Here is a 19,826-nt window from a genome sequence, read left to right on the forward strand (position 1 = left end):
AGATAATAGAGACATTGAACGTTTATTAAATAAAAAATTTATTCATCAAATAATAGTTGATTTTGATGGCTGCTTTCCTATTCATGATGAATATGTTTATATTACTAACGAAGGTAGAGAATTCTTCGAAAACTTTAACTTAAAATTTGCAATACCGCTGCTACTATCGATATTGTCATTGCTAGTATCGATAACAGCACTGATAATTTCGATTGTGTTTTAGCCTCTTCATTCGGTCGGTTATTCTCATTCAATGCCCTTATAAGATAGCCGACTGAACGATTATAATCAGAGCTTCCTTTTTTCAAAGCTAGTAATAAAAATTTAGATTTAGTTAAGCGATAATTATAATCATTGAATATCGCTTTCAATTCATGCTTTCCTTCTTCGCTCAATATATTTCACCTCCTTTAATTCCGCTCGATTGTGGGTAAGGTGTTGTTACTGATTCAACATCTTCCATTCTTCTAAGTCAGTAACTGTATCATCGGTTTCGATTCCAGCAAGTTTATCGATTTCTTTAGAAATTTCCTTGATGTTTTTAATCGCTTGTTGACACTCAGCGATCACTTTGTTTTCAACAACAGCTATTCCTGCATATACGCCTTTATCTTCTTTTTCATCAAACAATCCATTGAACAATTCTCTTGTCTCTTCAATTTTAGATAGAGTTGAATTATATGCTTCAATCTGACCTAGAAGTCTGGTGTGTTCACGTTGAAGTTCTAAGACTTTTATTGCGTCTTCATTTGTCATGCTAATCCTCCTAAATTTCGAACTGGCTAATATCTACACCGTATTTATATGAAATGCGTCTACATACATTGCAGTGAATAAAACGCCTTTAGATCCAGTCATTTTATTTGCTACCATGTCGCAACCTTTTTTAGTGAGTAGATAGTGTTTGTATTGTTTACCAGTTCCTGCTTGATAAGTGCTTTCTAAGAAGAATTCATCAGAACTCAAATTTGAGTTTTGACTCAACAACTCTTGATAATTTTCAATATCTCTCACTAAGTTTGCGTGTCTTTTATCTACCATCTCCGCTACTTCTCGACTGTCTACATAAAATTCATTGTTATGTTCTACTACTTGTAAATCTTGCATGTGGTTTTATGCTCCTTTCATGTTTAATATTGTTATCAACCTAAGGAGGTGGATAAATTATGAAAAATTATTATCATCTTTTAACTTTTTATGATGATGTAGCTGAAAAATCTGCTAATAGCTTTCTTAAAGATGGTTGGGAACTTGTTCACGTTGGCACAAAATTGATTGATATTTTGGATAACGGACAAGCTTATTACAATACTGAATATGTTCTTGGCGGAACTAAGGAACAGTATGAAAAGTACATTGCTGATTCTGAAAAAGCTAATAAGGATTTTTTTAGTCAATTCCAATCTAACGACGATGATTAGCTAGATAATGTTGTTCTCTATCTATTAGGTAGAGAACTTCTTTTATTTCTACGTATGAAAGTTTGGCGTTTTTAATTCCTTCTTTTAAATCTTTTTTTAGTAGCTTTTGTTCATCGTTGAGTGAATCATTCATTGCGTTAATACTATGAATCTGTGGGTACGCTGTTCTTTTAAGTCCTTGCATGTGGTTTCCTCCTGTTAATTGTTTTGTTTTTCGTTCAAAAATTTGTTAATAAAATATTGTTGTCCTTTACCAGTAACTTTGGGTGTCTTACTAATCGATGTATGTCCATCAGAATGACTGATTGTGGTTTCTTTGATTTCAAACAATTCTCGTTCCATTGAGTATTGTGTTGGCATGTTGTAATCTACACCCTTACGTTTAATGAGAAATCCATTTTGGCGTAACCATTCAAACAATCTACGCTGACCAATATCGATACCGTTTTGTTTAATAATCTTTGCTAACTCACCAACCAGAATTGATGTTTTAGTAGTAGCTACTGCATCAGCAAATACAATCTTCGGTTTATCTTTTTCAATTTGAGTTTCTAATTGTAGGATTGTATTGTTTGCTATCTTTAAGGCACGTTGCATTACCATTTCTGGACTGTTCCACGCTTTTTCTACTTGAATAAAATATTGTCTTGCACGCTTGCCTGGTTCACTGCGTTGTATCATTGCGATTTCTTTTGCAGTGTCTAGTGTGAGTGCGTGGTCAACGTAGTGAGTCATATTGCCTTGAGCTGTTGCTCTTTTTTGAGCGATAGCTGTATAGTCCGTATTTTCTTCAAAACCATATTTCAGCATTCTAGGGAACCAATCTTTATACGCTGTCTTTACTTCTAGCGCTTGATGAAGTTCTCGACCACTGATTGCGATTTCTCCATTTTCTTTTTCTTGAATGTTGAACATCTTTCCGATGTCAGGTTTAGTTTGTAAATCTTGCATGTGGTTTCCTCCTATTAAGTTGTTTGTCGTTCTTTGTGCATTTTTGGAACTTATTTGATAAAAAAATATTCTGGGAACAATTCTTGAATAGGAATCTCAAGATCTTTAGAAAAAACCATAGCTTCATCTAAGCTAATAGGAATTTCTCCACGTTCTCTTTTTCCATATTGTTGACCTGAAACGCCTATTAGGTTTCCCATATAGTCTTGATTTTTTTTAGCTGTTTTACGAGAGCTATATAAATCTTTGTGCATTTTTGGAACACATCCTGACAACAATACTAAACCCATTGTTCCAAAATTGCAAGTGTTTTTAACATATTTTTTTTACTCTACACATAATTTTATGTTTTTGTTGCATTTTTGGAACTTAAGACATATAATGAAGTTATAAATTTAAAAACAAGTTTAAAGGAGGTAAAAAAATGACTTCATTTTCTTCAAATTTAGAGCGACTTATGAATAAAAGAGACATGAGTGATAGTGATTTAGCAAACTTAGTAGATGTTAACCGCACAACTGTTACAAGATGGAGGAAGGGTATTAGAAGTCCTAAACTAGATAAATTACCTGAAATCGCTAATATCTTTGGTGTAGAACCCTTAGATTTAGTGAGCGAAAATAATAAAAATAAAGTTATTGAAGAAATCAATACTACTATATCCCAACTCACACCTCCACGTCAGCATAATGTATTAGATTTTGCTAATAAACAACTAGATGAACAGAACAACGAAGTATCTGAAAACGACAGAAATATTATTACTATCAAACGTATGCACGCTGCAGCTGCTGGTGTAGTCGGCGAAGAATTATTTGATGATTTAATTGAGGAAGATGTTGAGTTTTATGAGGATGAAATGCCTAAGGGTGCTGACTTCTGCATTTTAGTTAACGGTGATTCGATGGAACCAATGATTAAAGAAGGTACATACGCATTTATCAAAAGAGAAACTAACATTAAGGACGGAACGATCGCTTTAGTGGTTCTTGATGGTACAAGCTTTATCAAACGTGTAGATATTCATCCGGAATATCTTAAACTCATCTCTTTGAATCCGAAGTATGAAGATATTACAGTAAGTTCATTTAATGATTTGAAAGTAGTAGGAAAAATAGTTTTGTAAAACTGATTAAACCGCTTTACGCGTTTAATATAAAATCTTGTTAAAGGGGGGACATGAAAATGTCAAAAAAGAAAATCGAGAGCAAAAAAGACGAAAACAAAAAAGGTTGTCTTGGTTGTTTAGGTATCATTGTGTTAATTATTTTAGTTTTTGGTGGTTGCAGTGCATTATTTGGCAACGATGAAGATAAACAGAAAAACGATGCTGAAAAACAGACGCAAAAAGCAACAGATGAACAATCTAAAAAACAAGACGATAAAAAAAATGCAACAAAAAGAAAAAAAGAAGATAAAACATCTGAAGCTAAAAAAGTTAGACCGAAAGATGACACTGTTTATGGTAAATTGACAAAGAAACATGATGATAATAGCGTAGTAGTAATTGATGATATGACTTATATACTAGGTGACGATGACGAGATATTACAATCTGAAAAATCTTTTTCGGATTTACCAATTGATCCTAATATCGATAGAAATTTTTTAAATGAACATGCTAAAGATTTAATGGCTGATGATGCTAAATTTATGACTAACAAAACCGATACTGAACAAATATATCATTCACCTTCTTTAAATAAGGAGTATTATGTTACTTTTTCTTTAGATGAAGAAGGAAATGTTATCAAATTAATTGTCTCGAGTTTTGAATAAAGGCATTCACTTGCCCTATTTTTTTACCCCTCCACTATGGGGCGAATTGGTATAAAAATAACGCCTACATAAGTAGACGTAAAAGGTGAAATGATATGAAAATTAAAAATTATACATTAACTTATAACAATTATAGAGATTTAGTTACCATTTATGCTGAGACAGAGTCAGGTATACCTTTCAGCTATGTATTTAGTGAAGACCAAACAGTTAGAGAAATAAGAGAGAAGTTAATAGAAATAGCTAATAAATTGGAGCAAAATGAACAAGAAGCGTAGTGTATGTAATACAAAAAACTCAACTACTAATGATATTAATAGCCGAGGTTTTGCAGTCTACTTTCAAAAAATGGGAGATGTTTATAAATCCACCTATTTTAGGAGAGTTTTAATTATACCAAAATCAATTTAAAAATACCAGCTTCTATATAGCGTGGGAGCAAAAGAAGCTGGTATAAATTTTAGTAAATAGAGGGGTTTTCACTGCGGTTTCACCCGCATATTTATTTTAACACATTATAGATATTTATAAGAATAAAAAGGAATGATCAGAATGAAATTTAACGACTGGCTTATTAAAGTAAAATATGAAGGAGAACACGAAGTTCTTACCAACGAGAATACCCTAGTAATTATCGACCAAGACGACGATGTTGCGTTGTATGTAAGAGATAACGGCGGAGTGTTAAAAGTAAACAAAATAAATTACAATAGCGACTTTTATATCGACGCCGACAATAAAGTTTTGAAACTTGAAATTCACAATAATGTTTATGATGAATTGTAAAATATGTCCACTTAACAAATCAATAGCTCTAGGGTACACCACCGTACCCTTATTATTTTTTACCTTTTTTGAGGAGGAATGAGTAAAAATGCCAGTTTATAAAGATGAAAGTACAAATAAGTGGTATTTTTCTGTCAGATATAAAGATGTTTACGGTAATAATAAACGTAAAATGAAACGAGGTTATAATACTAAAAAAGAAGCTAAATATGCGGAAGCTGCGTTTTTAAATGATATTAATGAGGGTTATAGTGATTCAAATACCTTTGACTATGTGTTCAATCATTATTTAGAGCATAGCGACCTAAGACCTAAAACTAAAAAGCGTGAAATCAATGAATACAATAGACACTTTAAAGATAAATTCGGACATATTAATATGAACAAGATTACGCAGAACCAGTGTCAAGAGTTCCGAAAGTATCTAATGGATAACATCCCTTCCACTAACACTGCACGCACAATATGGTCTGGCTTCAAAGTAGTTATCAACTACGCTAAAAAATATTTCGGTTTGCGTATAGATCCTACTATCTCAATTAAACCGATTCCACGTGTTAAACCTAAACCAAAGTATATGTTAAGAGAAGAATTTGATGAGCGTGTAAAAGAAGTAGAGGAACAAGACTATCAAGAATTATTTAAGTTGATGTTTTATACTGGTTTGCGGATTGGAGAAGCAATGGCGTTAGTATGGACAGACTTTAATAAATATAAAAAAGAGATATCCATAGACAAAACTATGGACATCTCTAATCGGACTATATACCCCAGAGCTAAAACTGAAAGCTCTGAAGATATTGTCCCCTTACCTAAATTTATTAACCAAATGTTAGCTGATCGCTTCCAACGTGAAAAAGCAGCTAACAAATATTTTGATGAACGTAGTTATTTTATTTTTGGTGGAATTGCACCTAAACATTATAGTCATGTTCATAAAAAATTTCAAAAGGCTTTCCCACATTATAACATACACACGCTGAGACATTCTTATGCATCATACCTTGCGAATAATGGTGTAGATATTTTCGTTTTACAGTCACTCATGAGACACGCTCAAATCACTGAAACGATGGGCACTTACAGCCATTTATACACCCAGAAAAAGCATGATGCGATAGCCATTTTTGATGAGTAAATGGTATCAAAATGGTATCATTAGCCATTTTCCTACTATAAGAATCGCACAACCACGCGGTTTATAGCTATCCAATACTACCTTCCATTTCGAATTTGATTAGACGGTTCATTTCAACGGCATATTCCATTGGTAGTTCTTTTGTGAATGGTTCGATGAAGCCCATTACGATCATTTCAGTTGCTTCTTCTTCTGAAATACCACGGCTCATCAAGTAGAAGAGTTGCTCTTCTGATACTTTAGATACTTTCGCTTCGTGTTCTAATGAAATGTCATCGTTCATAATTTCATTATAAGGAATCGTATCTGAAGTTGATTTGTTATCTAAGATTAACGTATCGCATTCGATGTTTGAACGTGCACGTTTAGCTTTACGTCCAAATTTAACGATACCACGGTAAACAACTTTACCGCCATCTTTTGAGATAGATTTTGAGACGATAGTTGAAGATGTGTTTGGTGCTAAGTGAATCATTTTCGCACCAGCATCTTGAACTTGTCCTTTACCAGCTAATGCGATTGAAAGTGTACTTCCTTTCGCACCTTCACCAGCTAATACACAGTTAGGGTATTTCATAGTCAACTTAGAACCTAAGTTACCGTCAACCCATTCCATGTTACCATTCTCATGAACTAAAGTACGTTTTGTAACTAAGTTATAAACGTTGTTAGCCCAGTTTTGAATTGTAGTATAACGAACGTGTGCATCTTTGTGTACAATGATTTCAACTACAGCTGAGTGTAGTGAGTTTGTAGTGTACACAGGTGCTGTACAACCTTCAACGTAGTGCACTGAAGCACCTTCATCAGCGATGATTAAAGTACGTTCGAATTGACCCATGTTTTCTGAGTTAATACGGAAGTATGCTTGTAGTGGTGTATCTAATTTAATATTCTTAGGAATATAAATGAATGAACCACCTGACCATACTGCTGAGTTCAATGCTGCAAATTTGTTATCTGCAGCTGGAACTACTGAAGCGAAGTATTCTTTGAATAATTCTTCGTTTTCACGTAATGCAGAGTCAGTGTCTTTGAAGACAACACCTTTCTCTTCTAATTCAGCTTCCATGTTTTGGTAAACAACTTCTGATTCATATTGTGCAGAAACCCCAGCAAGATATTTTTGCTCTGCTTCAGGAATACCTAAACGGTCGAAAGTACGTTTGATTTCTTCAGGTACTTCGTCCCATGAACGTTCTGCTTGTTCAGAAGGTTTTACATAGTAAGTGATATCGTCAAAGTTTAACTCTGACAAGTCGCCGCCCCATTGTGGCATTGGCATTTTATAGAATAACTCTAAAGATTTTAGACGGAAGTCTAACATCCATTGAGGTTCTTCTTTCATTTTTGAAATCTCAGTTACGATATTTTCTGTTAATCCGCGTTCTGATCTGAAAATGGACACATCATCGTCGTGGAAACCATATTTGTAATCCCCAACATCAGGTGCTTTTTTAGCCATTTCAATCACTCCTTTTATATAATCAACACGATACATAGACACGTGGCAATATTTCAATCAATTGATAGAACTTCATGATGATTTATAGCTTTCACAACATTCTATTGAATATTGCTACTTGTATAAACCAGTCTACCATGGAACTGACAAGTTAGAAACCACCTTGCCAGTTACTTATTCTTTACCCGTTATGGGTGCTTACTTTGCATTTTCTTCAGAATCAGTATCTGCTTGACCTTCACGTTCCACAGTACCTTTTTCTAAAGCTTTCCAAGCAAGTGTTGCACATTTAATACGTGCAGGGAATTGAGAAACACCTTGTAATGCTTCAATATCTCCCATATCTTCAGTTAATTCATAATCTTCGCCAAGCATCATTTTAGAAAATTCTTGACTCATTTCTAATGCTTCTTTTAACGAATGACCTTTAACTGCTTCAGTCATCATAGATGCACTAGACATTGAAATTGAACAACCTTCACCATCAAATTTAGCATCCTCAATAATGCCATCAACAATATCGAAAGTAAGGTGAATTCGGTCTCCGCATGTTGGGTTATTCATATCAACAGTTAAAGAGCCGTTATCTAATTTACCTTTGTTTCTCGGATTTTTATAATGGTCCATAATTACAGATCTATATAGTTGATCTAAATTATTAAAATTCATATGAGAAAAACTCCTTCGTTTGGTTTAAAGCGTAAATTAATTGATCAATGTCTTCTTTTGTATTATAGATATAGAAACTTGCTCTTGCTGTTGAAGATTGATTCAACCATTTCATTAATGGTTGTGCACAGTGATGTCCTGCACGTACAGCAACACCTTCTGTGTCTAAAGCCGTCGCAACGTCATGTGGATGAATGTCTTTCAAGTTGAAAGTAATTACACCAGCACGTCTGTCTTTTGGCGGACCATAGATTTCTAAGTCTTCAATCGCATCCATTTGTTCGTATGCATATTCAGTCAACTCTTTTTCATGTTGATGAATCGCATCAAAACCAATGTTTTCAAGGTATTTAATTGCTTCAGCTAAGCCAATAGCTTGTGCAATTAAAGGTGTACCTGCTTCGAATTTTGTTGGCAAGTCTGTCCAAGTTGCTTCATATTTACCTACGAAGTCAATCATGTCACCGCCGTATTCGATAGGTTCCATATCTTTAAGCAGACCGCGTTTACCATATAAGACACCAATACCTGTAGGACCAAGCATTTTGTGTCCACTGAAACTGTAAAAGTCTACATCTAAATCTTGCACATCAATTTTCATGTGTGGTGCTGCTTGTGCACCGTCCACACTGATAATTGCACCATGTTCATGCGCAACTTTCGCAATTTCTTTCACATCGTTGATTGTACCTAAAACGTTAGATACATGTGCAATCGCTACAATTTTAGTGTTGTCATTAATTGTGGCTTTCACATCTTCGATGTTTAATTCACCTGTTTCTGTCATCGGGATGAATTTTAAAGTTGCACCTTTACGGCGTGCTAATTCTTGCCAAGGTACGATGTTAGCATGATGTTCCATTTCAGTTACGACAATTTCATCGCCTTCTGAAACATTCGCATCACCATAACTACGTGCGACTAAGTTAATAGAAGCTGTTGTACCTCTTGTGAAAATAATTTCTTCAAAGTAACGTGCATTAATGAAACGTCTTACTGTTTCGCGTGCACCTTCATAACCATCTGTTGCTAATGAGCCGAGTGTGTGTACACCACGATGCACATTAGAATTGTAACGTTTATAATAATCGTCAATCGCTTCGATTACTTGAAGTGGTGTTTGACTTGTCGCTGTTGTATCTAAATAAGCTAAGCGTTTGCCATTGACTTGTTGTTTCAAGATTGGAAAATCTTCAATAACTTCATTAACATTTAGTGTTGTTTCGGCCACTATATCCACAGACCTTTCTTCATTAATAATCACTTGTCGTACAAAATAACTTACAAGCTGACAGGATTTAATGAATAATAATTGACTGCGAACAGGTTATTCAAAAGCGTAAAGAGAAGGAGGAATACGACGCAGTGATGCACATATCATCAGCTGACTTCCTCCTGTTTTTAATCTCTCCTGCCTAGCTTATACTTTTTATTTTGATACTCTTAATTCAATAACGTCACGTAATTGACGTTTTACATCTTCTATTGGCAGTTCTCTTACTACTGGATCTAAGAAACCATGAATAATTAAACGTTCAGCTTCTTGTTGAGAAATACCACGACTCATTAAATAGTAAAGTTGTTCGTCATCAACACGACCAACTGAAGCTGCGTGACCTGCTTCTACGTCATCTTCATCGATTAATAGAATTGGGTTCGCATCTCCGCGTGCTTTTTCAGAAAGCATTAATACACGTGATTCTTGGTTCGCAACTGATTTTGAACCACCGTGTTTGATATAACCGATACCATTAAAGATAATAGTCGCTGCTTCTTCAACTACACCGTGTTTAAGAATGTAACCATCTGTTTCTTTACCGTATTGAACGATTTTAGATGTTACGTTTGATTTTTGATCTCCAGTACCTACTGCTACTGATTTTAATACACTTGTAGAACGGTCCCCAATTAAATTAGTTGTGTTATCAATAATTTGGTTACCTTTGTTCATTAATCCAAGTGCCCAGTTAATTGATGCATCCGCTTCAGTAATACCACGACGAATAATATGGCTAGTGAAACCTTTATCTAAATAGTCTACTGCACCATAAGTGATTTTAGAGTTCGCACCAGCAATCACTTCAGAAACAATGTTCACTTGATTGCCTTCGCCACTTGCATCTGACAAGTAGTTTTCAACATAAGTCACTTCTGCACTTTGTTCAGTCACAATAATAACGTGATTGAAGAAGCTTGCATTTTCATCATCATGTAAAACTACATATTGAATTGGATGTTCAACGACTACATTTTTCGGTACATATACGAATAAGCCGCCATTGATTAATGCAGTATGCAACGCTGTTAAACGGTGTTCATCTACGTTAACCGCATCTTTCATCAAATATTTTTGAACTAAATCTCCATGATTCACTAAAGCATCTGCTAAGCCTTCAATAATTACACCGTCTTTTTTCGCTTCTTCTGAAACGCGTGTATAAGCAAGTGTATTATTGTGTTGAATCACTAAGTTTTCAGTTTTTTCAACATCAATGATTTTTTCAATTGAATCTGGAATTTCACTGATATCTTGATAAGTTTCAGCTTTTGTTTCGAATTGTTTAAATGAGTCGAAATCCCATTTTGTGATTTTAGTTTTATCTGGTTTTGGCATTTCTAAAGTTTCAGTTAGTTTCAACGCTTCTTTACGTAATTCTGTCATCCAAGAAGGTTCATTTTGGGCTTGTGAATACTCAACAAGTTCTGCTTCAGAAATGTTCAAAGTTTCAGTCGTCATAACTTAATATCCTCCTAACGATACTTATAACATTTAATCGGTTGTTTCTTCTTTACGTAAATGATTTACGCTTCGCTGAATTCTTCTTTAACCCATTCATAACCTTCATTTTCTAAACGATGTGCTAATTCTGGACCACCAGTTTTAACGATTTTACCGTTGTACATAACGTGTACGAAATCAGGTGTAATGTAGTTTAATAAACGTTGATAGTGCGTAATGATTAATGAACCGAAGTCATCTCCACGCATTTCGTTGATACCTTTAGACACAACTTTTAACGCATCGATATCTAAACCTGAGTCAATTTCGTCTAGGATAGCGAATTTAGGTTGTAACATCATTAATTGTAAAATTTCGTTACGTTTTTTCTCGCCGCCTGAGAAACCTTCGTTAAGGTAACGTTGCGCCATGTCTGGATCCATATCTAGGAATTCCATTTCTTTATCTAATTTCTTAATGAATTGCATTAAGTTGATTTCTTTACCTTCTTCACGTTTCGCATTAATTGCTGAACGCATGAAGTCTGCGTTTGTAACACCAGTAATTTCTGATGGATATTGCATAGCTAGGAATAAACCTGCTTTTGCACGTTCGTCAACGTCTAATTCTAAAACGTTAACACCGTCAAGTAATACTTCACCTTTAGTTACTGTGAAAGCTGGGTGACCCATGATTGCTGCTGATAAAGTAGATTTACCAGTACCGTTAGGTCCCATAACTGCATGAATTTCTCCCGTGTTAATTGTTAAGTTAACACCTTTTAAAATTTCTTTATCCTCAATAGACACGTGTAAGTCTTTAATCTCCAATGTTGATGGCATTAAAAGTCCCTCCGTAAACATAAATAGTATTTCAATTACTAGTTTATAATAATTTTAATCTGTAGTCAAAACTGCACTACATTGGTACATTTATAAATTATAACGCAATTAAACCCCAGAATAAACCTTTTAAGTACCTAAATAAAAAGAATTCTTAAATTGTAATGAGTTTCGTTAAAGCGTTTCAATGTGAAATGTTGCACGAATTTCAAAGCTACTGATTCTCATTTTCTGTCCTTCTATTATCATTACCCATATCTTTGTCACATATTATGATAGGGTATCCTTGCTTCCTATACTATTAATAGACGCAAAAAATCACTCCCAAGCATCTATACTTGAGAGTGATTAATAATTTCTTATTCAGCTGGGATCACAGCACCATCATATTTTTTGTTGATGTAATCTTTAATATCTTGAGATTGTAATGCTTTGATTAAAGCTTTGATTTTTTTATCTTTTTCATGACCTTCTTTAACCGCTACTAAGTTTGCGTATGGGTTATTTTCAGGTTTTTCAAGAGCGATTGAGTCTTTTTTAGGGCTTAACTTTTGTTCAATAGCGAAGTTAGAGTTGATAATTGCTGCATCAACATCTTCGTTTTGATAGATTTTTGGTAAATATTCAGCTGATTGTTTGTTGTTGAATTTGATATCTTTTTTGTTTTCTACGATATCACTGAAGTGTGCATCTTGGATTTTAACGCCTTTTTTCAATTTGATTAAACCTTCGTCAACGAAGAATTTCAAGAAACGTCCTTCTTCAGCTGGGTTGTTAGAAACATAAACTGTTGCACCTTTTGGCAATTCTTTTAAGCTTTTATATTTTTTAGAGTATACAGCCATTGGTTCTAAGTGAACGTTACCAACAGATACTAATTTGTACCCTTTATCTTTTTTCTCAGTGTTTAAATAAGGTGTGTGTTGGAAGAAGTTCGCATCCAATTCACCGCTGTTTACTAACTTGTTAGGTGTTGTATAGTCGTTGATTGTTTTGATTTTCAAGTCATAACCTTCTTTTTTCAAGATAGGTTTAGCTTGTTCTAAAAGTTCAGCGTGAGGCGCTGGTGAAGCACCAACTGTGATTGTTTTAGAATCTTCGCCTCCTGCTGATTTATCCTTACTGCCACATGCTGCTAAAACTACAGTTAATACTAAAACCGCTAAAATACTAATAATTTTTTTCATTGGATTGATCCTTTCAAAATAGAATTAACGTTTATCAATTTTATTTGTAGCCCAATCACCCACAAATTGAATGATGAACACAAACACTAAAATAAAGATTGTTGAAACTAAAATGACATCATTTTGGTTTCGAGTAAAACCAGTTAAATATGCTAAGTTACCTAAACCGCCTGCACCGATTACACCGGCAACTGCAGTAGAACCTACTAATGCGATTGCAGTAACTGTAATACCTGAAATCAAGGCAGGACGTGATTCTGGAATTAACACTTTACGAATAATCGTCCATGTGTTTGCTCCCATAGAACGCGCTGCTTCAATAACGCCTTTATCAATTTCTTTAAATGCGATTTCCACTAAACGTGCATAGAATGGAGCCGCACCAATAACTAATGCTGGAAGTGCTCCTGTCGGACCACTGATTGTGCCAAGTAATAAACTTGTGAACGGAATCAACAGCAAGATTAAAATGATGAATGGAATTGCTCTGAATAAGTTCACAATAAATGACACGATTTGATAAAACACTTTTGCTGTCGGTGATTTACTCTTAGCTGTTAGGAATAATAGTACGCCTAGAATTAAACCGATCACGAACGCAAAAATTGTAGAAATGGCTGTCATATAGAGTGTTTCGTATGTAGCCAGCCAAACTTGGTCCCATTGAACATTCGGCATTGTGACCATTTCACGTAATATATCACTGAACGATTTATCCATTACGAACCACCTCCACACCTACATTACGATTCTCTAATTCGTTTTTAAAATCATCAAAAAATTCAGTTTTCAAGTCTGCAATATGTACAATTAGAAAACCGATTGGTCCGCTTTTCGAATGGCGGATATTCGCTTCTAGTATGTTCACATTCAGATTATATTTTTGAGTGATATATGACACAATCGGTTCTGTCGTCTCTTCACCTACGAAGTTCAAACGTACAATATAACCGTTTGTCGACTCTGGAATCAGTTCCTGAATTGATTCATCAAATTGGTCATTCAAGCCTTCTTTAACGAAACGTTTCGTCACTTGATGTTTAGGGTTTTCAAACACTTCTTTAACTTCACCGCGTTCGATGACCTTACCATTTTCCATTACTGCAACTTCGTCGCAGATTTGGCGAATCACATTCATTTCATGTGTGATAATCACGATTGTTAAATCTTCTTCTTTTCTGATTTTTAATAAGAGTTCTAAAATTTCATCTGTTGTTTGAGGATCTAAAGCACTTGTAGCTTCATCACAAAGTAATACTTTTGGATCGTTGGCTAAGGCACGTGCGATACCAACCCTTTGTTTTTGACCACCAGATAACTCTGACGGATATGCTTTTTCTCGTCCTTTGAGTCCTACAAGCTCAACTAATTCTTCCGCTCTTTTTTCAGCTGCCGCTTTATCCACGCCAGCAATTTCCAACGGAAACTTAATATTATCTAACACTGTTCTAGACCATAATAAGTTGAAGTGTTGGAATATCATACTTACCTTTTGACGCTTTTTCCTTAGTTGCGCTTTGCTGAGTTGTCCTAATTCATCTCCATCTATTATGACTTGACCTGATGTTGGTTCTTCTAAATAATTTAAAATTCTGACAAGTGTACTTTTACCGGCACCTGAAAACCCGATGACACCGTAAATGGTACCTTCCGACACATCTAAATCGACATGATCAACTGCCAGTACTTCTTGGTGTTTCGTCTTATATCTTTTGACGATTTGCTTCAGTTGAATCACTACATTCTCCCCTTTCCTTGCAATACCTACCTACAAATTAAAAAAGCTTTCCCTTATCGCTGCTATGAGCATTAAAGAGAAAGCAATTTGAAATTTCTTTCTCTCATCTTCAAAAGCAGTTCAACTTTTTGTGAATTGGCACCATTTCTTATAAATAAGACGGTTGCCGGGTTTCGTCGGGCACATCCCTCCACCTCTCTTGATAAGAGATAACTATTTAATTGATATTTATCCTACCACTTCACTCAGAAGTAGTCAACAACTATTTTAAATTTTCTAACAAATAAGGAACAGACTGAAATGCGTAAATACGGTCTATCTCCTTATCTTTCGACATCACTAACAAAACAGGAACAGATTGAATTTGATAAGCTTCACTGAAGTCAGGATGGAAATTCAAATCTGCTTTGACCAACGGAAGCTGTAAAATTTCATTAGCTATATCTAACATTCTCTCTGAAACTTTACATGTTCCACACATCGGTGTGTAACCGAAAATCAAGTGCTTGTCTTGATCAAAGTTTTGTTTGATATCTGTAATTTCTTGCTTAACGTTCATTTATAAACTAATCCTTTCACGGGTGCTTCACCTTTTACCATAAAGCCATGATTTCTAAGCACTTTGGCAAGATAAGGGCGCGGACAACGTGCGACTTCAGAATAAGTTCTATCGACAAAGATATGTTCACTTTCTGATAGATAATGTTTGAACCATTGACGGATGCGACGGCCTTCTTTATCTGCATCCACTAATATATAGACAGGACGTTCATATAAATGTTCTATCATATCGTCAAGTTTATCAATGCCCATTGTGCCGTGCGTACAAATAATTTGTACCGGCTCATCAATCACTTCTTGTACACGCTTTTTATCTGTTTTACCTTCAACAACGATTACTTTTTCTAACAATGCCATATTCACTACACTCCAATACTCTCGTGATATCATTGCTTCATTACTCGCAAACGTAAATGCTTAGGTTCTGCCAACTTATATAAAATTGTTGCGTAAGTTGATACTTTCATTGTAACGCAGGTGTTGTTTTAAAGACACGCAACTTGTTTAACAACTAAATAAACACGATAAATTATGTATTATTCAGCTGTAAAGGTTCAGCACTTTAGCGCTCTAGTTTGTTATAGCCTATTTCAAATAAAAAATAACCCCAAAATACAAAGTATCTTGGAGTTTGATTTTTAAAGCCGATTATTCACCGATCATTTCTTTGTATTGATCAGCTGATAATAAATCATCTAATTGGCTTGTGTCATTTAATTTTACTTTAACCATCCATGCTTTTTCGTATGGTGATTCATTTACGAATTCTGGACTGTCTTCTAATTCTTCGTTGACTTCAACTACAGTTCCTGAAACTGGTGCGTATAATTCAGAAACAGTTTTAACTGATTCTACACTTCCGAAAGATTCGCCCTCTTCGATATCATCGTCAGTTTCTGGTAATTCAACGAATACGATGTCACCAAGTTCTCCTTGTGCGTATTCAGTGATACCGATAGTTACTGTATCGTCCTCAACTTTAACCCATTCATGTTCTTTTGAATATTTTAATTCCTCTGGCACTGCCACACGAATCCCCTCCTAATTAATAAATGAATACTCTTTTATGATGCCATATGAAACCTTTTCATTCAACTATTTATAGACATCTTGTAGTTTTTTAATTTTTTGTGTAAATAAAGCGCATATCAATAAGATATTTACTACCTATAATGACTATAAATTAGTTTACCCAAGTATCTTTGTACTCTTGTTCGTTGAAACCAAGTGTGATTTTATTGCCTGAAACCGCAAGTGGTCTTTTAACAAGCATTCCGTCAGAAGCCAATAAATCTAGTTTTTCATCATCAGACAAACTGTCAAGTCTATCTTTCAGACCTAGTTCACGATACTTACCTCCGCGTTTATTGAATAGCTTATCAATTTCAACGCCGGTTTTATCAATAATATCTTGTAGTTCTCTTTTATTAGGGTTTAGTTCTACGATGTCGATAGGTTCATAACTTACACCATATTCATCTAAAAATTTTGCTGCTTTCTTGCATGTCGTACAGTTTTGGTACTGATAAAATCTAATCATCTTTTGACCTCCTTTAACTATTATGTCTAATATACCAAATTTCTAAAAATAACGCTTTAAATTGTCGGTTTAATATTTTTAAATTTACGTTCAAATTCGCTATAATATATATAATAGGATTAGAAAAAGGAGCGAAATGAAAATGGAAGCAATTAAAACACGTGAAGATTTCGATAAAATTATCGAAAGTAACGAACCTGTGATTATTAAATTCGAAGCAGGATGGTGTCCTGATTGTCGCGCAATGGATATGTGGATTGATCCAATTGTTGAAAAATACAACGACTATAAATGGTACAACGTAAATCGTGACGAATTAGAAGATGTTGCTCAAGATTACGAAGTAATGGGTATTCCAAGTTTACTTGTTTTCAAAAACGGTGAAAAAACAGCACACTTGCACTCAGCAAATGCTAAATCACCAGAGCAAGTTGAAGACTTCTTAAGTGAAACATTTAATTAAGTCATTTAAATAACTTAATATAGACTAAATAAAGCCAAGCTGATTTCAGCTTGGCTTTACTCATATAATTAATACTCTGAAATAAAGTTCTCAGTGTGACGTGGTTTCTTTGGAGGAATCTTCGTGTCCATATCAGTAAGATATAAAAATCCAACTAAATCTTCATCATCTTCAACACCTATTACTTTTCTCACTTTAGGCATGAAAATATATGGCGGTGTCTTCCAGCACGTACCGATACCCGCTTCATGCAACAGCAACATCAAGTTTTGTGCATAAGCACCGAATGCCAGATGATTTTCAAGATTTTCTTTTTGTCTAGGATCTCGTTTTACAATTAATACGAGTAATCCACCCAATTTTGTCACTGCATCATAGTGACTTTGTTGTTTCTCTGGTTCATTTCTAAATGCATAACGAGAAACAGTTCGACTTAAATCCCCTAGTCTGTCCTTTGAGACATGAATGATTCTCCATGGTTCTCTCATCCCATGATTTGGTGCATCTGTAGAGAGTTTTAGTGCTTCATATAGCGCTGTATCATCTATATGCATATCATGGTCGAATATCTTCACACTTCTTCTTGATGAAATTGCATCTCTTAATTCCACAATCTAACTCTCCTTTATATTAATGATAACCATTATCAATTACAGTATAGATTGAAATACATATTATATCAAATTATTTGTTTGATTCGTATAATGTCAAAATTTCTTTTAATTTAGTAACATGTATTTGTCCTGGCGCTTGCGGCTCTCCCAAGCAACCATAAGAAATACTTCCACCAAATACACCTTGGGCCGTTCTTGATACTAAACCAAGATGAGACATAGATATACCTACTACTTTCATTTTGACACTTTGAGAAGATACATAGAGTGCATCTAACAGATAGGTCACATCTTCAGGATCTTTTGGCATTACTGCTAGTTTTAGATAATCAGCTTCTGTTTTACTCATTTTAAAATAAGTGAATTTCAATTGTTCAATTGCTGGTGTTTCTTCAAAATCATGTTGAGACAGTACCACTTCTAAACCTGCTGCTTGCGCTTCAGCCACTAATTCAGTGATTTTTTCCTTATACGCTTCTTCCCATTCAATATCAATCATGTCATAACCTTGAACTTGCATTAATTCTTGTAATAGCGCATAATAAGATTCTTGCGCTTTATTGCCATTTCCACCTTGAGAAGCTGTGCGATATGTGATTAACAGCTTAACTTTAGGAAGACTTTTTCGTAACGCGGCAATAAGTGTTTCAATCTCAGCAATTTCAATCGTTTGACGTTGGTCAATTCTTAGTTCAATTATATCGATGGCTGCTTGCGCTTCAATCAACTCCGTTTGCAACTTCTGTGTTATGTCAGCTTCTGGTGCTATCGTTACAGCAATTTCCACTTGCGTCATCCTATCTACCCCTTGCTTATATAATATGGCCAGTTTGTTTCTTTAATAATACTTTAACATTAGTCAGCGTATTAGAGTGTAATGCGCGTTATTTTATACTTTTAAACTACCAATCATTAGACAGTTTCATATTAAAAGTTTGCAGATATTTTATTGGCGAAATATTCATGGTGTGATTAAAAACTACTTTAAAATAAGATTAGCTTTTTGATATACCATATATTTTCGTTAAAATCGTCCAATATTGTGAACAATCGCTTTTCAAACTTTACTTTTTTCTTAGGGACACCTATTAAGTGTTGCTTTGATTAAAAGTATATAATAATATTAAATTAAACTTATCAATAATGACCACATTATTAAATTTAAGCAAAAGTTAAGAAAGTCATAAGAGAGGTGTTAAATCCATGAAAGAAATTAGATTACTAAATCCTGATGATTTAGAAGAGGTCTATCAGCTATTTAAAGAAGCTACAAGTGATCCAAAAAATATTTATACTTGGGCGATTTATGATGAGGACAAAGTGTGCAGGGAATATTTCAAAAAGTTGATAGACGCCAATAACAATGCACAATATCTGTTCGGTGTATTTTTTAATAATGAATTAGTGGGAGCTTTGACATTATTCCATCCAATTATAGTTGGAACACAACATAAAGCTATAATTGAAAATATGTATGTGAAGGATATTGACCATTTGGATGAGAAGTTATTAAATACTGTCGCAAACTTTTGTACTGAACTTCAAATTGAGAAAATTATGGCCCCTGTTGCTTCAAATAATATCAGTGCACTGACTTTCTATAGTGAGTACGGTTTCTCAAAAATAGGTTTTGAAACGAATTCTCGTAAATATGGCGATGAATATATTGATGAGCATTGGTTGATCTATCCTATTAAAAAGGCTGCAGACGTTAATTAATACGTTGTGAAAAACACTAATGAACGCAAAAAAATTCGGTACATTCCCGTGTACCGAATTGATTAAGTAAAGTAAGTTGTAATTAAGTGACCGTAAATCGTAACGGTTACGTTTTATATTACATGACGTTTCGTCATTTGTAAACCATAAATCGTAATTTTTACGATTTATTTTTATCTATAAGAAAAGCAAGTGCACAATTTTGGCTCTATACTATTTAGGACTGGTGATAAT

At 34.4% G+C, this 19,826-nt stretch carries 27 protein-coding genes, 1 pseudogene and 1 riboswitch; of the genes and pseudogenes, 8 read left to right on the forward strand and 20 right to left on the reverse strand.

What is annotated here, in order from left to right; all coding sequences use genetic code 11:
* Positions 1-134: 134 nt before the first annotated feature.
* From HMPREF3270_RS08860 to HMPREF3270_RS08870, 3 genes and pseudogenes are all read right to left on the reverse strand, one after another.
* Complete coding sequence (locus HMPREF3270_RS08860) at positions 135-395, reverse strand: hypothetical protein (RefSeq protein ID WP_070848628.1); 261 nt, start codon at positions 393-395, stop codon at positions 135-137.
* Between the two features lie 46 nt (positions 396-441).
* Positions 442-756 (reverse strand): hypothetical protein, encoded by a 315-nt coding sequence (locus HMPREF3270_RS08865; RefSeq protein WP_070848627.1) that lies wholly within the window; start codon positions 754-756, stop codon positions 442-444.
* A 48-nt stretch (positions 757-804) separates the two neighbouring features.
* Positions 805-1,107 (reverse strand): annotated as a pseudogene (locus HMPREF3270_RS08870) (Rha family transcriptional regulator); the annotation flags it as partial.
* 59 nt (positions 1,108-1,166) lie between these two features.
* On the opposite strand from HMPREF3270_RS08870, the gene HMPREF3270_RS08875 reads away from it, so the two are divergent.
* Entirely contained in the window at positions 1,167-1,421 is a 255-nt protein-coding gene (locus HMPREF3270_RS08875) for a hypothetical protein (protein ID WP_070848626.1), read from the forward strand.
* Here HMPREF3270_RS08875 and HMPREF3270_RS08880 read toward each other — a convergent pair.
* The 3 genes from HMPREF3270_RS08880 to HMPREF3270_RS08890 are packed head-to-tail and all read right to left on the reverse strand — an operon-like array spanning position 1,405 to position 2,662.
* On the reverse strand, positions 1,405-1,605 hold the full coding sequence (locus HMPREF3270_RS08880) for a hypothetical protein (protein ID WP_070848638.1): 201 nt from the start codon (positions 1,603-1,605) through the stop codon (positions 1,405-1,407). The two genes, HMPREF3270_RS08875 and HMPREF3270_RS08880, sit on opposite strands and share 17 nt — an antisense overlap.
* A gap of 14 nt (positions 1,606-1,619) precedes the next feature.
* Positions 1,620-2,372 (reverse strand): phage antirepressor KilAC domain-containing protein, encoded by a 753-nt coding sequence (locus tag HMPREF3270_RS08885; RefSeq protein ID WP_070626471.1) that lies wholly within the window; start codon positions 2,370-2,372, stop codon positions 1,620-1,622.
* A 50-nt stretch (positions 2,373-2,422) separates the two neighbouring features.
* Positions 2,423-2,662, reverse strand: coding sequence for a helix-turn-helix transcriptional regulator (locus HMPREF3270_RS08890; RefSeq protein WP_256324362.1), 240 nt, complete (start codon positions 2,660-2,662; stop codon positions 2,423-2,425).
* A gap of 134 nt (positions 2,663-2,796) precedes the next feature.
* On the opposite strand from HMPREF3270_RS08890, the gene HMPREF3270_RS08895 reads away from it, so the two are divergent.
* From HMPREF3270_RS08895 to HMPREF3270_RS08915, 5 genes are all read left to right on the forward strand, one after another.
* Positions 2,797-3,498, forward strand: coding sequence for a helix-turn-helix domain-containing protein (locus tag HMPREF3270_RS08895; RefSeq protein WP_070848040.1), 702 nt, complete (start codon positions 2,797-2,799; stop codon positions 3,496-3,498).
* Between the two features lie 59 nt (positions 3,499-3,557).
* On the forward strand, positions 3,558-4,151 hold the full coding sequence (locus HMPREF3270_RS08900) for a hypothetical protein (RefSeq protein WP_070848042.1): 594 nt from the start codon (positions 3,558-3,560) through the stop codon (positions 4,149-4,151).
* Between the two features lie 95 nt (positions 4,152-4,246).
* Positions 4,247-4,429 (forward strand): hypothetical protein, encoded by a 183-nt coding sequence (locus HMPREF3270_RS08905; protein WP_070463375.1) that lies wholly within the window; start codon positions 4,247-4,249, stop codon positions 4,427-4,429.
* Positions 4,430-4,703: 274 nt separating this feature from the next.
* Positions 4,704-4,937: a hypothetical protein gene (locus HMPREF3270_RS08910; protein ID WP_070848045.1), complete on the forward strand. Its 234-nt coding sequence runs from the start codon at positions 4,704-4,706 to the stop codon at positions 4,935-4,937.
* Between the two features lie 88 nt (positions 4,938-5,025).
* Positions 5,026-6,075, forward strand: a complete 1,050-nt coding sequence (locus tag HMPREF3270_RS08915) for a site-specific integrase (protein ID WP_070867244.1) — start codon at positions 5,026-5,028, stop codon at positions 6,073-6,075.
* 67 nt (positions 6,076-6,142) lie between these two features.
* Here HMPREF3270_RS08915 and sufB read toward each other — a convergent pair whose 3' ends face one another.
* From sufB to HMPREF3270_RS08975, 12 genes are all read right to left on the reverse strand, one after another.
* Positions 6,143-7,540, reverse strand: a complete 1,398-nt coding sequence (sufB, locus tag HMPREF3270_RS08920; protein WP_002481616.1) for a Fe-S cluster assembly protein SufB — start codon at positions 7,538-7,540, stop codon at positions 6,143-6,145.
* Positions 7,541-7,738: 198 nt separating this feature from the next.
* Complete coding sequence (gene sufU, locus HMPREF3270_RS08925; protein ID WP_023015332.1) at positions 7,739-8,209, reverse strand: Fe-S cluster assembly sulfur transfer protein SufU; 471 nt, start codon at positions 8,207-8,209, stop codon at positions 7,739-7,741.
* Complete coding sequence (locus HMPREF3270_RS08930; protein ID WP_023015333.1) at positions 8,199-9,449, reverse strand: cysteine desulfurase; 1,251 nt, start codon at positions 9,447-9,449, stop codon at positions 8,199-8,201. The genes sufU and HMPREF3270_RS08930 overlap by 11 nt, the downstream gene beginning before the upstream one ends.
* Before the next feature lie 189 nt (positions 9,450-9,638).
* Positions 9,639-10,946, reverse strand: coding sequence for a Fe-S cluster assembly protein SufD (sufD, locus tag HMPREF3270_RS08935; RefSeq protein ID WP_057510817.1), 1,308 nt, complete (start codon positions 10,944-10,946; stop codon positions 9,639-9,641).
* Between the two features lie 65 nt (positions 10,947-11,011).
* Entirely contained in the window at positions 11,012-11,770 is a 759-nt protein-coding gene (gene sufC / locus HMPREF3270_RS08940; protein WP_002481612.1) for a Fe-S cluster assembly ATPase SufC, read from the reverse strand.
* A 359-nt stretch (positions 11,771-12,129) separates the two neighbouring features.
* Positions 12,130-12,957: a MetQ/NlpA family ABC transporter substrate-binding protein gene (locus tag HMPREF3270_RS08945; RefSeq protein WP_002481595.1), complete on the reverse strand. Its 828-nt coding sequence runs from the start codon at positions 12,955-12,957 to the stop codon at positions 12,130-12,132.
* 24 nt (positions 12,958-12,981) lie between these two features.
* Positions 12,982-13,677 (reverse strand): methionine ABC transporter permease, encoded by a 696-nt coding sequence (locus HMPREF3270_RS08950; RefSeq protein ID WP_002481594.1) that lies wholly within the window; start codon positions 13,675-13,677, stop codon positions 12,982-12,984.
* Positions 13,670-14,695 carry a methionine ABC transporter ATP-binding protein gene (locus tag HMPREF3270_RS08955; protein ID WP_002481593.1) on the reverse strand — a complete coding sequence of 342 codons (1,026 nt, stop codon included), beginning with the start codon at positions 14,693-14,695 and terminating at the stop codon, positions 13,670-13,672. Before HMPREF3270_RS08955 ends, HMPREF3270_RS08950 begins: the two co-directional genes overlap by 8 nt.
* Before the next feature lie 100 nt (positions 14,696-14,795).
* Positions 14,796-14,904: riboswitch (SAM riboswitch) on the reverse strand.
* 53 nt (positions 14,905-14,957) lie between these two features.
* Complete coding sequence (locus HMPREF3270_RS08960; protein WP_002481592.1) at positions 14,958-15,254, reverse strand: thioredoxin family protein; 297 nt, start codon at positions 15,252-15,254, stop codon at positions 14,958-14,960.
* Positions 15,251-15,613: a toprim domain-containing protein gene (locus HMPREF3270_RS08965; RefSeq protein WP_002481591.1), complete on the reverse strand. Its 363-nt coding sequence runs from the start codon at positions 15,611-15,613 to the stop codon at positions 15,251-15,253. The genes HMPREF3270_RS08960 and HMPREF3270_RS08965 overlap by 4 nt, the downstream gene beginning before the upstream one ends.
* A 291-nt stretch (positions 15,614-15,904) precedes the next feature.
* The gene (gene gcvH / locus HMPREF3270_RS08970; protein WP_002481590.1) at positions 15,905-16,285 is read right to left on the reverse strand and encodes a glycine cleavage system protein GcvH; all 381 of its coding nucleotides are present in this window, start codon (positions 16,283-16,285) and stop codon (positions 15,905-15,907) included.
* A gap of 154 nt (positions 16,286-16,439) precedes the next feature.
* Positions 16,440-16,796 (reverse strand): arsenate reductase family protein, encoded by a 357-nt coding sequence (locus HMPREF3270_RS08975; protein WP_070848051.1) that lies wholly within the window; start codon positions 16,794-16,796, stop codon positions 16,440-16,442.
* A gap of 142 nt (positions 16,797-16,938) precedes the next feature.
* On the opposite strand from HMPREF3270_RS08975, the gene HMPREF3270_RS08980 reads away from it, so the two are divergent.
* The gene (locus HMPREF3270_RS08980; RefSeq protein ID WP_070848055.1) at positions 16,939-17,259 is read left to right on the forward strand and encodes a thioredoxin family protein; all 321 of its coding nucleotides are present in this window, start codon (positions 16,939-16,941) and stop codon (positions 17,257-17,259) included.
* Positions 17,260-17,327: 68 nt separating this feature from the next.
* Here HMPREF3270_RS08980 and HMPREF3270_RS08985 read toward each other — a convergent pair whose 3' ends face one another.
* Together HMPREF3270_RS08985 and aroD are read right to left on the reverse strand one after the other, a co-directional pair.
* Positions 17,328-17,870 carry a nitroreductase family protein gene (locus HMPREF3270_RS08985; RefSeq protein ID WP_002481587.1) on the reverse strand — a complete coding sequence of 181 codons (543 nt, stop codon included), beginning with the start codon at positions 17,868-17,870 and terminating at the stop codon, positions 17,328-17,330.
* 73 nt (positions 17,871-17,943) lie between these two features.
* A complete protein-coding gene (aroD, locus tag HMPREF3270_RS08990) occupies positions 17,944-18,669 on the reverse strand; it encodes a type I 3-dehydroquinate dehydratase (RefSeq protein WP_070848058.1) in 726 nt (241 codons plus the stop codon).
* A gap of 407 nt (positions 18,670-19,076) precedes the next feature.
* Here aroD and HMPREF3270_RS08995 point away from each other — a divergent pair, with 407 nt between their 5' ends.
* Complete coding sequence (locus HMPREF3270_RS08995) at positions 19,077-19,592, forward strand: GNAT family N-acetyltransferase (RefSeq protein ID WP_002481585.1); 516 nt, start codon at positions 19,077-19,079, stop codon at positions 19,590-19,592.
* Positions 19,593-19,826: the final 234 nt, after the last annotated feature.

The sequence above is a fragment of the Staphylococcus sp. HMSC65H10 genome (assembly GCF_001839185.1).
Lineage (GTDB): Bacteria > Bacillota > Bacilli > Staphylococcales > Staphylococcaceae > Staphylococcus > Staphylococcus simulans.

Bases quoted from the DNA above. Each gene is read 5' to 3' on its own strand.
- HMPREF3270_RS08865 (WP_070848627.1), bottom strand. From the start codon at position 756: ATGACAAATGAAGACGCAATAAAAGTCTTAGAACTTCAACGTGAACAC.
- HMPREF3270_RS08875 (WP_070848626.1), top strand. From the start codon at position 1,167: ATGAAAAATTATTATCATCTTTTAACTTTTTATGATGATGTAGCTGAA.
- HMPREF3270_RS08880 (WP_070848638.1), bottom strand. From the start codon at position 1,605: ATGCAAGGACTTAAAAGAACAGCGTACCCACAGATTCATAGTATTAAC.
- HMPREF3270_RS08885 (WP_070626471.1), bottom strand. From the start codon at position 2,372: ATGCAAGATTTACAAACTAAACCTGACATCGGAAAGATGTTCAACATT.
- HMPREF3270_RS08890 (WP_256324362.1), bottom strand. From the start codon at position 2,662: ATGGGTTTAGTATTGTTGTCAGGATGTGTTCCAAAAATGCACAAAGAT.
- HMPREF3270_RS08895 (WP_070848040.1), top strand. From the start codon at position 2,797: ATGACTTCATTTTCTTCAAATTTAGAGCGACTTATGAATAAAAGAGAC.
- HMPREF3270_RS08900 (WP_070848042.1), top strand. From the start codon at position 3,558: ATGTCAAAAAAGAAAATCGAGAGCAAAAAAGACGAAAACAAAAAAGGT.
- HMPREF3270_RS08905 (WP_070463375.1), top strand. From the start codon at position 4,247: ATGAAAATTAAAAATTATACATTAACTTATAACAATTATAGAGATTTA.
- HMPREF3270_RS08910 (WP_070848045.1), top strand. From the start codon at position 4,704: ATGAAATTTAACGACTGGCTTATTAAAGTAAAATATGAAGGAGAACAC.
- HMPREF3270_RS08915 (WP_070867244.1), top strand. From the start codon at position 5,026: ATGCCAGTTTATAAAGATGAAAGTACAAATAAGTGGTATTTTTCTGTC.
- sufB (WP_002481616.1), bottom strand. From the start codon at position 7,540: ATGGCTAAAAAAGCACCTGATGTTGGGGATTACAAATATGGTTTCCAC.
- sufU (WP_023015332.1), bottom strand. From the start codon at position 8,209: ATGAATTTTAATAATTTAGATCAACTATATAGATCTGTAATTATGGAC.
- sufD (WP_057510817.1), bottom strand. From the start codon at position 10,946: ATGACGACTGAAACTTTGAACATTTCTGAAGCAGAACTTGTTGAGTAT.
- sufC (WP_002481612.1), bottom strand. From the start codon at position 11,770: ATGCCATCAACATTGGAGATTAAAGACTTACACGTGTCTATTGAGGAT.
- HMPREF3270_RS08945 (WP_002481595.1), bottom strand. From the start codon at position 12,957: ATGAAAAAAATTATTAGTATTTTAGCGGTTTTAGTATTAACTGTAGTT.
- HMPREF3270_RS08950 (WP_002481594.1), bottom strand. From the start codon at position 13,677: ATGGATAAATCGTTCAGTGATATATTACGTGAAATGGTCACAATGCCG.
- HMPREF3270_RS08960 (WP_002481592.1), bottom strand. From the start codon at position 15,254: ATGAACGTTAAGCAAGAAATTACAGATATCAAACAAAACTTTGATCAA.
- HMPREF3270_RS08965 (WP_002481591.1), bottom strand. From the start codon at position 15,613: ATGGCATTGTTAGAAAAAGTAATCGTTGTTGAAGGTAAAACAGATAAA.
- HMPREF3270_RS08975 (WP_070848051.1), bottom strand. From the start codon at position 16,796: ATGATTAGATTTTATCAGTACCAAAACTGTACGACATGCAAGAAAGCA.
- HMPREF3270_RS08980 (WP_070848055.1), top strand. From the start codon at position 16,939: ATGGAAGCAATTAAAACACGTGAAGATTTCGATAAAATTATCGAAAGT.
- aroD (WP_070848058.1), bottom strand. From the start codon at position 18,669: ATGACGCAAGTGGAAATTGCTGTAACGATAGCACCAGAAGCTGACATA.
- HMPREF3270_RS08995 (WP_002481585.1), top strand. From the start codon at position 19,077: ATGAAAGAAATTAGATTACTAAATCCTGATGATTTAGAAGAGGTCTAT.